This is a genomic window from Desulfobacula sp. (assembly GCF_021107415.1).
Genome location: NZ_JAIOSW010000397.1, coordinates 22,478 through 34,500, shown reverse-complemented (window position 1 = coordinate 34,500; position 12,023 = coordinate 22,478). Strand labels below are relative to the sequence as shown.

The following is a 12,023-nucleotide window of genomic DNA, read 5'->3' as shown; positions in this document are numbered from 1 at the left end:
TACTTCAGGCTGGTGACTACTTCCTATGTACTTCCTGGAAATAAAAAAAGTTCCAGCAAAATGCTGAAACCTTTGATATTAGTGGCGTCCCCAAGGGGATTCGAACCCCTGTCGCCGGCGTGAAAGGCCGGTGTCCTGGACCGGGCTAGACGATGGGGACACAATGTTCTTTTTTTATGGTGGGCCGTGCTGGGCTCGAACCAGCGACTCTCTGCTTAAAAGGCAGATACTCTACCGACTGAGTTAACGGCCCTGGGCCAATCAAAAAAACAGGCAATATTTATATGATTTGAAAAATTTTGTCAATAGTTTTTTAAACTTATAGCATTTTTGTAAAATCAGGCACTCTCATGAAAATCATTTAATTCCAATTTTTCTTTTATAGTTTCAAATGACACGAAATGCCCGTTCCGTGCGGAAGGCGTCAAAAAAGACTTTAATTTACGTTCCAGCATTCTTGGATGAAGTTCATCATAAATGGCAAGAACTCCTTCGGTAATTATCTTTTGAAGGAATAATTCTTTTATAGTTCTCTCCCTAATAGTGGCAGCAAAGGGCAGAAAAATAAAGTTGGCAAGAATGATTCCATAGAGTGTTGATGTCAGTGCTATGGGCACTGTTGCCATGATCACATCAGAATCACCGGCTCCCGCCAGCATCCCTATTAACCCCACAACACTTCCCACAAGGCCAAAGGAGGGGGCAACATCTGCCATGGTCTGTAAAACTCTTCCGGTTTCATCCCTTCTCATCCTGAAAAAATACATTTCAGCAGACAAAGAATCTTTGATCTGCTCTTTGGAGCATCCGTCCACCAGCAACCCAATGGCCTGTTTTAAAAATATAATGGATGTTTCATCCTCATCATTCTGGAGTGCCAACAGTCCTTTCACTCTTCTTTTTACGGAAAGATCAACTATAATCTTTACAATCTCATTGGGATTTCTTGTTTCTTTACCATAGGCTGTCTTTAACACCTTAAAAAGGATTTCAATTCGCGTCATATTATAACTTAAAAAAGTAGCCCCTAAAGTGCCTCCAATGATAATCAGAAAGCCTGACAGGTTGATATAAAGCCCGGTATTACCATGGATGAAAAAACCGGATAAAAACAAAATCACACAAATCACCAATCCGATGATGTTTTTCCTGGCCTGTTTCAAAAATGAGATTTGTTCAGGTGTCAGCATATTGTCTCCTTATCTGGATGAATCAGTATTAATTGTCAGATTGTATATATGGTTTTTGTTTAACCAGAATGATCTCCACACGTCTGTTTAAAGCGCGATTATAAGCAGTATCATTGGATCTGACAGGTTGATAAAACGAATGGGCACTGACAAACACTCTTTTTTCATCTACCTTTGTAACTTCTGTCAGATACCGTGCCACCATGACTGCTCTTTTTGAAGAAAGCTCCCAGTTGGTCGGATATTGCTCAGATCGTGTTGGTGCATCATCTGTATGGCCGACAACGTTAATTGCAAAATCATTCTCGCTTAACACCCTTGCAATCTGGTTGAGTTGATAACGAGCGCCGACTTTTAGATCAGCCTTTCCCGGATCAAAAAACAGATCCCCCGCAAGAACGATACGGACAGCCCCGTCTTTCATTAATTCAACCGAATCCGGCTCAGTAACCATCACCTCTGAAATAGCCTGTTTTGTCCGATCATACACCTGGGAGGGACTACTATCGATGCTTAAATCAATCACTTTATGCGACCCGCTGTCCGACAGATAATTTCTACCCGGTCCTTTTCCAAAAAGAAGATCTCTGTTCCCGGCCTGATAGACATACATCACAGCAAAAAAAATAAACATGGTCATCATCAAATCCGACCATGAGACCGACCACTTATCATTTCTTTTTTCAGGAGGATATGACAAAATTTCATCATAGAAATCATCCATATCACTCCTGACGGAATATGAATAATTCGAGGATTTTTTTATATCTTCCAATTCCATACAGTTTACCCCTTAAAATAAAAAAACCACTTATATTAAAATTCTTTAAGTAACGTTCACAATCGGCTTTTTATCAAATTTTCTTTAGTATCCTATAATTTCCAACAACGAATTGATTATCATTATGCTCTTCTACATGGAAAATAATAAAATTTTCTAAAATTGCAAACCAGAATATTGAATATCCGGCTAATTAATATTTGATTTTAAGCGTCAATCAAGTTACCATCCACAATATAGTTAATATTTTCAATCTTTTAATTAAAAAGTTTAGTTGGGCAACATGCTTTCCAAAAAAAAAATAATTCTAATATCCGGTATACTAAAAGGCATACCAAATCTTGCATGCGCGTATTTACACGGTTCAGCATTAACTGAATACTTTCGAAGACAAAGTGATATTGACATTGCTCTTTTATTTTTACCAGGAACTAAGATCAGCTTATTGAACATTATCAGAGATTACAATGGACGGATGGACTCTTTAACAAACCACACAGCTCATTTTGGCATACTTTCCTCAAAAAATGTGGTTTTTGCAAAAGAAGTAATTTTAAAAGGAGAATTAATTGTCTGTAACGACTCTTATTTTTGTAAAAGTTTTACAATGCATACATTATCAATGTATACAGCCCTGAACATAGAAAGGAGTAAAATTCTTGAACAATATGCTGCCTGATGACATCCTTTTAAATAAAGCATCTATTATTGAACGTTGTATTATACGCATTCAGGAAGAATATACTGCATGTCCAACCCTAGATAATTTTACACATGTTGATGCTCTGGTTTTAAATATAGAAAGAGCATGTCAGGCTGCCATTGATATGGCAATGCACCTTGTTGCTGAAAATCGTTATGGCATTCCGCAATCTAGTGCTCATGCTTTTATTCTTTTATCAGACAACAACATAATACCCAAAAAACTGGCAGAGTCGCTGCAAAATATGGTTGGATTCAGAAATTTGGTAGTTCACAATTATCAAGAACTTGACCAGGCAATATTAGCTTTTGTGATTGAAAAAGGTTATATTGATTTTATTGTCTTTTGCAACACACTTGGCATTAAGATCGCTGAAAAGTAATATTAAAAAAATCTTCACAAATCATTTTTTTATATGCTTGACAAGACATTCTTTTACCTTTCTAAATACAGATTCCCAGTCACCAGGCGCTGACTGCCTGAATAATTTCATTGTCGGATACCATGGCGAATCTTCCCGGTTTATCATCCAGCGCCAGTCAGGTGAAAACGGAAGCAGAGTCCATACTTCTTTACCCAATGCACCCGCAAGATGAACCACTGCTGTATCAACAGAAATCACAAGATCAAGATTCTCGATTATTGCAGCCGTATCAATAAAATCCGAAAGCTCTTCTCCCAGATCCTGTTCAACCACTTTCGCCGGATTAATGTCTGTCCATTTTTCATACTTCTCTTTTTGGAGGCTGAATAGTTTAACACCCTTAACTTCTTTCAGAACAGAAAAAGCGCTTAAGAATGTCGATCGATTATTGTCATTGGTATGATCCGGATGCCCAGCCCAAATGATTCCTACTTTAAAATTATTATTATCTTTTATTCTTTTATTCCATATTTGGATAAGATGTTTATCAACATTTAAGTACGGGATATCTGCGGGTATATTTTCAAGTGTTGTATTAAAAATCCCGGGTAATGACAGCAATGGAATATGAAAATCAAATCGATCTGTCGGTCTTGTATCAACATTCCTGATCCCCACCCATAACCTGTCAAATCCGTTGAAAGATTCCACAAGCCTTATCATTGGAGTCAATACTTCAAAAATCACATACCCTCCCAGCTGTTTTATCAGCGGCAGGTATCTAATAAATTGAAGCGTATCACCCATTCCCTGCTCCTCATATACAAAAAGAGTTTTTCCAGCCAAAGGGCTGCCATCCCATACTTGCCCTGCATCAATTTTTCTTTTAGGTGTGGTGGGCCGTTCCCAGCGCCATTCATATTCAGACCATCCTTGTTGAAAATCTCCTTTCAAAAGCAACAAAATAGATCTGTTCCACCTGGCTTGTGCAGATTCAGGAACAAAACCAAGCACTGTTTCACAGGATTTCAAAGCTTTATCATACATCCCAAGACATCTATAAGTCTCTCCTAAATTATTATGGGCTTCAAAATAGGCAGGATCTATCTTCAATGCCGCCTTAATGCTCTCTAGTGCTTCATCAAGCCTGCCAAGCTTACTCAATGCTACCCCAAGGTTATTATAAGCTTTTGTGTTTTCAGGATTCAGTTCAATGGTTTGTTTATACCAGGAAACTGCCTCATGATATTTTTTTTGCTGCTGACAGACATTTCCCATGTTATTAAAACATGCTGCATTGTTTGGAGAAAGTTCAATGGCTTTTTGAATATATTCCCTGGCAACATCATTATTCCCCACATTATAGGCAAGGACTCCCATGAAATGGATAGCATCAGGGTGATTCGGAAAAACTTCCAGTATTTGCCTGTAAGCGATTTCAGCTTCACTTAATTTGCCGGAAGTATGAAGCGCCACTGCCTTTTTTAAGGTTTGATCTATATCCATCATCTTTTATCCTGTGCTTTTAAATAGCTTTCCATGGTCCCAATATCCCGGTGATATTGATCATTATGAAAGGTATAAATTTTCCCAATAAAATGGGGGAGCACTTCTGTACTGAAGTCAATTTTTTTCTTACCAATTTTTTTAAGAAATGGTAGAATTGACTGTTCAAGAATGTAAACTGCACCGTTAGCAAGATTCCCGGGAGGATTAATAACTTTCTCATGAAAAGCCGTGACCACATTCTTTCTATCAAGTTCCAGGATTCCACAGTCCTCAGGCATATCTGTTTTAAATGTCATCATCGTCATATCACACCCTTTGGGGCGTAAGTGGTGTGCCTGGATGAAATCACCCGGATCAAATATAGAAAAATTATCTGCATGAACAAAAAAAAAAGGACCATCGTTAAAAAACTCTCTGTTTTTAAGGAGAGATCCGGCGGTACCTAATAATTCATTTTCAAAAACGGTTTGAATTTTTTTCCGATATGGACTGGTTTGAATAAATCGTTCCACTTTTTCCGGCAGATAATGTGTATTAACAAGAATAGACTCAATTTCATTGGATTTAAATAAAAGATCAAACCAATGACCCAACAAGGGTTTGTCATTTATCGGAACTATACATTTTGGAATTTCATTGGTAAGGGGCAAAAGTCTTGTTCCTAATCCTGCAGCCAGAAGGAATGCTTTCATGATCGGGTCCCAAAATACATATCATTGGCTGACAAAGGTATGTTGCCATTACGACTCACCTGGCAAGCCGCAGCCACAGATCCCAAATATGCACTCTGCCAGATATCAGAACCCGATGCCAAAGCTAATGCTGAACAGGTCAGCAACGAATCCCCTGCTCCCGCCGGATCAACAGGATTTTTGTTCATTGCCTCAAGGCGGTCAGTGAAATAATTATTCTTGCTCGTGACATCTGCATGGATCAACAGTCCTTCCTTATCCAGTGTAATAAAAATATTCTCAGCTCGTGACTTTTTTCTTAGTTTTTCAGCAAGAACAACCAAACCGGATTCAAAATCTTTTAAGGCAAGTCTTGCCTCCCTTTCTGTGGGTGTCATAAGTTTCATATCAATAAAACGTGAAATATCACCAATCTGGGAAGAAGATTGACTGTCTGCAACCATCATTATATTTTTCTTCTTACATTCCAGAATAATAGTATCAACAAGGGGTTGTGGAAGGCAACCATAATTAAAATCTGAAAAAATAACCACATCCTGATCATTGATCACATCAAATAATTCAGATTTTAATTGCTTTTGAATCTCCTGACTGATGGGGTGTTGCCGCAAATGATTTACCCTTAACAGAGTTTTGCCTGAACTTCTAAATCTTTGTTTTAATATAGTCGGACGGCTTTCATCCTGAAAAAGGCGGGCTTTAACTTTTGCTGTATCAAGTTTTTTTTTAACAAAACCTGTTATTTCATCACTGCCGGTGATTGAAAAAAAAGAAACATCCGCTCCCAAATTACTTGCATGGGCAGCAACGATTCCTGCCCCACCAACAAACAAGTCTGTTCCAACAGGAGTAACTACAACGGTCGGATCTTCCTGGCTCATACCAATGGGATCACAGGTGATGTATTCGTCAACAATAACATCTCCCACAACAAGAACTTTAAGTTCTTGAAATTTTTTTAACACTTTTTCAAGATCAAGCCAATTAAACCCGTGGCGTTGCATAAAGGAATCATTTTTCACAAAAGAACTTGAAACAATCCTTTGAGATTCATCCTGAAGCAGTTCTACAAGGGAAAAACTTATATCTCCTGAACTGAAAAGCATTTTTCCGCCATAGGATTTAACAACATCTGCCTCCGGGTTAAAGCTGTTTTCATGCTCTTTTCCTTTTACAACAATGGCGGGTGAAAGTTCTTTGATAAAATCTTCTGATGTATCCTTTAATATAAATGCATAATCAACAAGACTGATTGCCTTAATTCCATCAAACCGCAAGTTTTCATCAAGCAGGGAATCACCAACCGAGTCCCCATATACCCCAACAACAAGAAAATCACCGCATTCCGCAGCAAAACGCAAGAGCCTTAAATGCCCGGGATGTACAATATTAAAAAAACCTGAAACAAATACGATCTTTTCATTTTTAGGTAATTTCTTTCTAATTTCACCTAAATGTTTTAAAGAGCTTGTTTCAAGCATATATTTTTCCTAAATTATCCCAATTTCTTTAAAATAGAGGCAACGATATTCTCAGATGTCAGCCCTGTTATTTTTCTTGCGTTTTCCTGGTTCCCGGTTTTATGCAAAAAAGCGTCCTTTATTCCGAAGCGTAAGAGGTTGGTTTGAATCATAGAGTTGTCCACCACCCATTCTGCCACAGCAGAACCAAATCCTCCTATCAGAGAATGTTCTTCAATAGTGCAGACCATACTAAAAGTTGAAAAAACTTTCTCAAGCAATTCTGTATCCAGAGGTTTTATAGTATGCATACTGACAACCATAGCATGGATGCCGCTTTTCTCAAGCTTATCGGCAGCTTCACAAACAACAGGCAGAATATTCCCACATCCTAAAAGGCAAATATCTTTACCCTGGCGTATGGTAATTGCCTTTCCGATTTCAAATTTTGGTGGAGAGTCATGGATAAGGGGTTCATTTTTTTTACCCATCCTAATATAAACCGGTTTTTTTAATTTCAAAGCCTCCTGAAGACAGAGTTTTACCTCAATGGCATCTGCAGGGCAAACCACATGCATACCCGGTAATATCCTTAAGATTGAAATATCTTCAAATGAGTGATGTGTAGCTCCAAGACCTGCATAGGAAAGCCCTGCACCAACCCCTACAACAACCACTGGAAGATTGTGATAACAAATATCAATTTTTATCTGTTCATAACATCTGGATGTGTTAAAAGGCGCTATCGTATATGTTACCGGTTGCAGGCCGCTCATGGCCATTCCTGCCGCCATGGATGTCATGTTGGCTTCTGCAACGCCACAATTATAAAACCTTTGCGGAAACCTTTTTTTATATGAATCAAAAAGCCGATTCCCGATATCTCCAGACAGTAAAACAATATTCTCATTATTTTTTGCCTGATTTTCCATTTCCCGGGCAAATGCATTTCTCATAAATTTTCTTTCTTCATTACTTCTTAGTGGCGCATTTCAATCAGACAACGTCCAGCAGTTCTGCCGTTTCTCATACTGTCAATTGCAGTATTGATCTCTTCCAATGGATACCTGTCCGTGATCAAATCATCCAATAATAATTTTCCATTTTTGTAAAGCTTAATATATCGAGGAATATCCATGTCAGGATGGGATTCTCCCCCATGGGACCCTGTTATCACTTTGCCAAAATGCAGATCAAGGGAATAGATTGAAATATTATCATTCTTTTTAGGCACACCCACAAGAATTGTCCTGCCATCGGGCTTGGTCAAAGCATATGCCAGGTTAATCATATCCGTATCCCCGGTATTATCAATAACGACGTCTGCTCCTGATGCTTCAACCAAAGATTTAATTTTAATTAAAAACTCAGAATCATCAGCAGAATTGATCAAATTTGTTGCTCCAAATTTTGAAGCCATTTCCAATCTATTGTCATAAATATCAACTGCAACAACCGGATAAGCTGAACACATTGCCGAACCCTGTATTATATTCAGTCCTACACCGCCGGCACCCAGCACAACAACCGACTCACCGATTTTAACCTTTGCATTATTATTAACCACACCAAGTCCTGTAGTTACAGCACATCCGAACAAAGGTGCAATATCCATGGGAAAATCATCCGGCAGAACAGTCAATCGATTCTCTGAAACAATGGCATATTCATTGAAACTAGTAACAAAGCCTGCATTCAGTTTTTTCCCTTTCCATAAATATTCAGGACACGGGGCATCAATCCCCGGCCCTTTTCTCCAATGCATGACTACCGGATCACCCGGCTTGACAAATTGAACTCCCGGCCCGATCTTCATTACCTCGCCTGAGCCTTCATGGCCCAACAGATGCGGAAGGTAGTTATCTTCTCCTTTTTTTCCATCAATCTCACCCAGTTGTGACCCGCAAATTCCACTGTACAGGACTTTAACAAGTACTTGTCCAGGTTTAAGGTCATCTGGTACCTCAACCTCATCAATAATCAGCGGTTTTTTAAGTTCATATAAGATTGCCGCCCGCATCTTCAAAGTAAATCCCATAATTATTCCAATCTTTTATTTTTATTCAAAATAGATAAATGAATGATCTCCGGTATAGCCAGTTGTATCAAACCACCACTGCCATTCATCCGGCGTGCAAAACATTTCACAGGTTACCTGCCAGTAAAGAAGATTCACTTTTTCCTGTTCATTTCTGTAAGATTCCACACACATATATTTGTTCTTTTTTCCAACTCTTTGAATTTCTCTTAAAGCACGATCAAAATCCATACAATACAAATTATGAAGAGTTGTTATGGAGACAACCAGATCAAAACTATTATCTTCAAAGGGCAGCTCTCCTGCATGCCCAACCTTCAGATAATCTTTTACTTCTTCTTTTGCATTTTTAATTGCATAACCTGATATATCTATCCCGGCAACTTCTATTCCAGGCAAAACCTTTGTAAAATCATATAATAAGAACCCTTTGCCACATCCAACATCCAAAATACGGTCACCCGGCTTAAGCTTATAATGTTCAACCATTGCCCTGGCAACTTTTTCCCATCTCCCATCATAGGTATAACCACCATAGCAAATTCTTCTATCCCCATCCCAATAATCATATCCCCACTCTTTTGCTTTTTGGGCCGCTTCTGCCTTTGGGTATTCATTTACCCGCTTCACATAATCCCGCTTCGTACTTTTATGAACTGCTGAAATAAAATCCACATATGCCATAATTAATTCCTTTAAATAAAATTGATTTCAAACTATTTTGTATCAATATACATGCTTTTATAACAGCATGAAAGAAAACATTCTTCAAATATGATACTGCCGGGCATAACCCATGGCCTTTTTTAATTGCTCCTTTCGCTTGTCTTCATTAAAAGATGCAAATTGTTTTCTTTTAGCATCAAATTTCAGAAAATCATTAAGTATGATACAGCACCACTTGATCCTATGCAGGGGCAGAAGAAGCTTGGCTTTTTCTTCAAGATTATAGGAAGATTTTATAATATCATTTATACCGCCGGTAAAATATTCAAAGTATCTAAAGGGAACAGGTATCCCAGGCTGACAGAAAAAATCACATATCATTTTTACCGGATCATCCCAACCAGCATACTCAAAATCAATAAAATAAACCTGATTATCATTTTTCAATATTGCATTATGGAAACCAAAATCCGAGGGTGAAATTATCTGTTCATCTCTTTCAAGCTTTTTTTTCTTTTCCAGGTAACTGTTTAACGATACTCTTATTGATTTCCATTCAGGAACAAGTGCAGCCAGAATAAATTGTTCAGCCTCTTTACTGATATCATCCTTTATTTCCATACCTGAGAGAGCTGTTATTCTCCTGTCCATTAACTGAATATGTTCTTCAATACTGAAACATCCTTCTGACGCGAACGAAAGAGAAGCTCCCATGCTTGATTTTCTATTCTTATGCTGATTAATTGCCCTGACAAATCCCAGAGCCTGCCTCACATGTTCTTTTTCTATTTCACCTTTTTTTAACTTTCTTCCTTCAACATATTCGTAAAGGGCCATACTGTTTTCCATATCACACGAAAGCAGATCAGGAATCAAAGCGGTTTTGCAATTCTGTGCATAATTGAAAAAGAGATACTCGGCCTGAAGCCTGTCTCTTTTATCTCTATCTGATTTGAAATACTTCTTTAGAACATAATTTTTATTATCAGTAATTACTTTATATACCCTGTTGTTGCCTCCCTGTAAGGGTGTTATCTCAATCTGACTTTTTTTGATTCCCATGTCGACAAACATTTTTCTAACCAAAGGAATTATCTGTTTGATTTGATGGATATTATTCATTTTGAACCATACATAACCTAAAATTGATATACTATTCCGAGGATATAAAATATCTCTCAATCACACTTTTCTTTGTAGTTTTATATAAAATTTGTGAATTTCTCTTAAATACAACCATATTATCAGGGATATCTTTGTCCATCACAATCGTACCCATTGAAACCAGACAATTATTACCAATCCTGCAATCTCCGATGACAGCACTGCCACCGTACATCGTAACTCCTTTTCCAAGCACCGGGTATTTATCGTTTTTATCCGCTCCTACTGTCACTCTTTGATAGACGACCAGATTGTCCTGATAGTCACCTCTTCCCAATACCGTCCCGACAGAATGAACCAGCAAAAATATATCTGGTAATTTTATTTCATAAAAAATATCCAAACTATGTAATGCTTTATTTAAATAATATACTTTTGACGCCAGTTTCTCATCTGATATTTCATTCCAGATTGTATTGGATAAATAATAAAGGAAGACTGCATATTGATCAGTATTCAAATGATTAAAAAAAACATGCTTTCCATTGAAAAAATATTTAATATTTATTTTCGAAAAACAATACTCAGTTCGCTGTAGAGCTGTTTTCATAAAAAATATGAGTTCACCGACAGGGATTACTCTGTCTGGAAAATTGAAATTGATTTGTTTTGTTACATATTGGGCAAGGCTCTCAGTATTCAATGATTGAACAAACACGACACCATACTCCTAAATTAATTTCTACTGCTTTTACTTGCTCTTACATTAATCCCTTTTGAACTCAAATAAGACCTAACTTTTATAGGGCTATGATCGGTAAAAAAAAACATGCTGCTAATAGTAATCGCATCGGCACCCGCCTGAAAAGCAAAACAACAGTCATCCAGGCATCCGGCTCCGCTTGAAGCGATGAGAGGAATAGTCAGTTTCCGGCTTAGCTTTTGTATCATCTCAATATCATAACCCGACATGGTTCCATCAAGATCAATCGAAGTCAGCATGATTTCACCGCAATGAAAATCTTGTAACTGCATGCTCCATTCGATCGGATCCAGTTCAGTCTTCTTATTACCGCCATGGGTAAAAACACGAAAGGTATTTGGTGCAATTTCTTTATAATCAACTGAACCCACTATGCATTGATCACCATAATATTTTGCTGCTTCTTTTATAAAATATGGCTTTTCTACGGCTGCCGTATTAATTGAAATTTTATCAGCGCCAACAAATAATAAATCTCTCGCATCATTCAGACTTTTCACTCCACCACCGACGGTCAACGGCATAAATACTTCCTCTGATACGCTTTTAATGACCTCTAACATCGTTTTCCGGCTTTCAACACTAGCAAGGATGTCCAAGAAAACAAGCTCGTCCACCCCGTATGAATCATAAACTTTTGCAGTAGATACCGGATTCCCGGATTCCCGGTGATTATCATGAAACTTAACCCCTTTTATCAATCGTCCTTCTTTCAGAAGAAATTTCGGAATAATTCTTTTTTTAAGCATAAGT

13 protein-coding genes and 2 tRNA genes are annotated in these 12,023 nt (G+C 37.8%); 2 read left to right on the top strand and 13 right to left on the bottom strand.

Annotated features, from left to right (window positions below):
* Nucleotides 1-82 precede the first annotated feature (82 nt).
* From K8S13_RS20130 to K8S13_RS20115, 4 genes are all read right to left on the bottom strand, one after another.
* A tRNA-Glu gene (locus K8S13_RS20130) sits at nt 83-160 on the bottom strand.
* Between the two features lie 17 nt (nt 161-177).
* Nucleotides 178-253: transfer RNA gene (locus K8S13_RS20125), tRNA-Lys, on the bottom strand.
* 85 nt (nt 254-338) lie between these two features.
* Entirely contained in the window at nt 339-1,190 is an 852-nt protein-coding gene (locus K8S13_RS20120; RefSeq protein ID WP_291465408.1) for a MotA/TolQ/ExbB proton channel family protein, read from the bottom strand.
* A gap of 28 nt (nt 1,191-1,218) precedes the next feature.
* Entirely contained in the window at nt 1,219-1,971 is a 753-nt protein-coding gene (locus tag K8S13_RS20115; RefSeq protein WP_291465406.1) for an OmpA family protein, read from the bottom strand.
* Between the two features lie 283 nt (nt 1,972-2,254).
* On the opposite strand from K8S13_RS20115, the gene K8S13_RS20110 reads away from it, so the two are divergent.
* Complete coding sequence (locus tag K8S13_RS20110) at nt 2,255-2,650, top strand: nucleotidyltransferase domain-containing protein (protein ID WP_291465404.1); 396 nt, start codon at nt 2,255-2,257, stop codon at nt 2,648-2,650.
* Nucleotides 2,640-3,056 carry a DUF86 domain-containing protein gene (locus K8S13_RS20105; RefSeq protein ID WP_291465410.1) on the top strand — a complete coding sequence of 139 codons (417 nt, stop codon included), beginning with the start codon at nt 2,640-2,642 and terminating at the stop codon, nt 3,054-3,056. The genes K8S13_RS20110 and K8S13_RS20105 overlap by 11 nt, the downstream gene beginning before the upstream one ends.
* A 21-nt stretch (nt 3,057-3,077) precedes the next feature.
* On the opposite strand, the gene K8S13_RS20100 is transcribed toward K8S13_RS20105, so the two are convergent.
* The 9 genes from K8S13_RS20100 to hisF form a co-directional block, all read right to left on the bottom strand.
* Nucleotides 3,078-4,547 (bottom strand): tetratricopeptide repeat protein, encoded by a 1,470-nt coding sequence (locus K8S13_RS20100; protein ID WP_291465403.1) that lies wholly within the window; start codon nt 4,545-4,547, stop codon nt 3,078-3,080.
* The gene (locus K8S13_RS20095; protein WP_291465402.1) at nt 4,544-5,239 is read right to left on the bottom strand and encodes a nucleotidyltransferase family protein; all 696 of its coding nucleotides are present in this window, start codon (nt 5,237-5,239) and stop codon (nt 4,544-4,546) included. Before K8S13_RS20095 ends, K8S13_RS20100 begins: the two co-directional genes overlap by 4 nt.
* Entirely contained in the window at nt 5,236-6,720 is a 1,485-nt protein-coding gene (locus K8S13_RS20090; RefSeq protein WP_291465400.1) for a PfkB family carbohydrate kinase, read from the bottom strand. Before K8S13_RS20090 ends, K8S13_RS20095 begins: the two co-directional genes overlap by 4 nt.
* A 14-nt stretch (nt 6,721-6,734) precedes the next feature.
* Nucleotides 6,735-7,655, bottom strand: a complete 921-nt coding sequence (locus K8S13_RS20085) for a transketolase C-terminal domain-containing protein (protein ID WP_291465398.1) — start codon at nt 7,653-7,655, stop codon at nt 6,735-6,737.
* A 23-nt stretch (nt 7,656-7,678) separates the two neighbouring features.
* Nucleotides 7,679-8,737 carry a zinc-binding dehydrogenase gene (locus tag K8S13_RS20080; RefSeq protein WP_291465395.1) on the bottom strand — a complete coding sequence of 353 codons (1,059 nt, stop codon included), beginning with the start codon at nt 8,735-8,737 and terminating at the stop codon, nt 7,679-7,681.
* Between the two features lie 21 nt (nt 8,738-8,758).
* Entirely contained in the window at nt 8,759-9,421 is a 663-nt protein-coding gene (locus K8S13_RS20075) for a methyltransferase domain-containing protein (protein WP_291465394.1), read from the bottom strand.
* Between the two features lie 84 nt (nt 9,422-9,505).
* Nucleotides 9,506-10,525, bottom strand: a complete 1,020-nt coding sequence (locus K8S13_RS20070) for an aminoglycoside phosphotransferase family protein (RefSeq protein WP_291465392.1) — start codon at nt 10,523-10,525, stop codon at nt 9,506-9,508.
* 31 nt (nt 10,526-10,556) lie between these two features.
* Nucleotides 10,557-11,225, bottom strand: coding sequence for a hypothetical protein (locus K8S13_RS20065; RefSeq protein WP_291465391.1), 669 nt, complete (start codon nt 11,223-11,225; stop codon nt 10,557-10,559).
* A gap of 17 nt (nt 11,226-11,242) precedes the next feature.
* Nucleotides 11,243-12,019, bottom strand: a complete 777-nt coding sequence (hisF, locus tag K8S13_RS20060; RefSeq protein WP_291465389.1) for an imidazole glycerol phosphate synthase subunit HisF — start codon at nt 12,017-12,019, stop codon at nt 11,243-11,245.
* Nucleotides 12,020-12,023: the final 4 nt, after the last annotated feature.

What these genes read in the sequence shown, in the direction of transcription:
- K8S13_RS20095 (WP_291465402.1), bottom strand. Translation starts at nt 5,239, where the DNA reads ATGAAAGCATTCCTTCTGGCTGCAGGATTAGGAACAAGACTTTTGCCC.
- hisF (WP_291465389.1), bottom strand. Translation starts at nt 12,019, where the DNA reads ATGCTTAAAAAAAGAATTATTCCGAAATTTCTTCTGAAAGAAGGACGA.
- K8S13_RS20115 (WP_291465406.1), bottom strand. Translation starts at nt 1,971, where the DNA reads ATGGAATTGGAAGATATAAAAAAATCCTCGAATTATTCATATTCCGTC.
- K8S13_RS20105 (WP_291465410.1), top strand. Translation starts at nt 2,640, where the DNA reads ATGCTGCCTGATGACATCCTTTTAAATAAAGCATCTATTATTGAACGT.
- K8S13_RS20110 (WP_291465404.1), top strand. Translation starts at nt 2,255, where the DNA reads ATGCTTTCCAAAAAAAAAATAATTCTAATATCCGGTATACTAAAAGGC.
- K8S13_RS20090 (WP_291465400.1), bottom strand. Translation starts at nt 6,720, where the DNA reads ATGCTTGAAACAAGCTCTTTAAAACATTTAGGTGAAATTAGAAAGAAA.
- K8S13_RS20075 (WP_291465394.1), bottom strand. Translation starts at nt 9,421, where the DNA reads ATGGCATATGTGGATTTTATTTCAGCAGTTCATAAAAGTACGAAGCGG.
- K8S13_RS20085 (WP_291465398.1), bottom strand. Translation starts at nt 7,655, where the DNA reads ATGAGAAATGCATTTGCCCGGGAAATGGAAAATCAGGCAAAAAATAAT.
- K8S13_RS20100 (WP_291465403.1), bottom strand. Translation starts at nt 4,547, where the DNA reads ATGATGGATATAGATCAAACCTTAAAAAAGGCAGTGGCGCTTCATACT.
- K8S13_RS20080 (WP_291465395.1), bottom strand. Translation starts at nt 8,737, where the DNA reads ATGGGATTTACTTTGAAGATGCGGGCGGCAATCTTATATGAACTTAAA.
- K8S13_RS20120 (WP_291465408.1), bottom strand. Translation starts at nt 1,190, where the DNA reads ATGCTGACACCTGAACAAATCTCATTTTTGAAACAGGCCAGGAAAAAC.
- K8S13_RS20070 (WP_291465392.1), bottom strand. Translation starts at nt 10,525, where the DNA reads ATGAATAATATCCATCAAATCAAACAGATAATTCCTTTGGTTAGAAAA.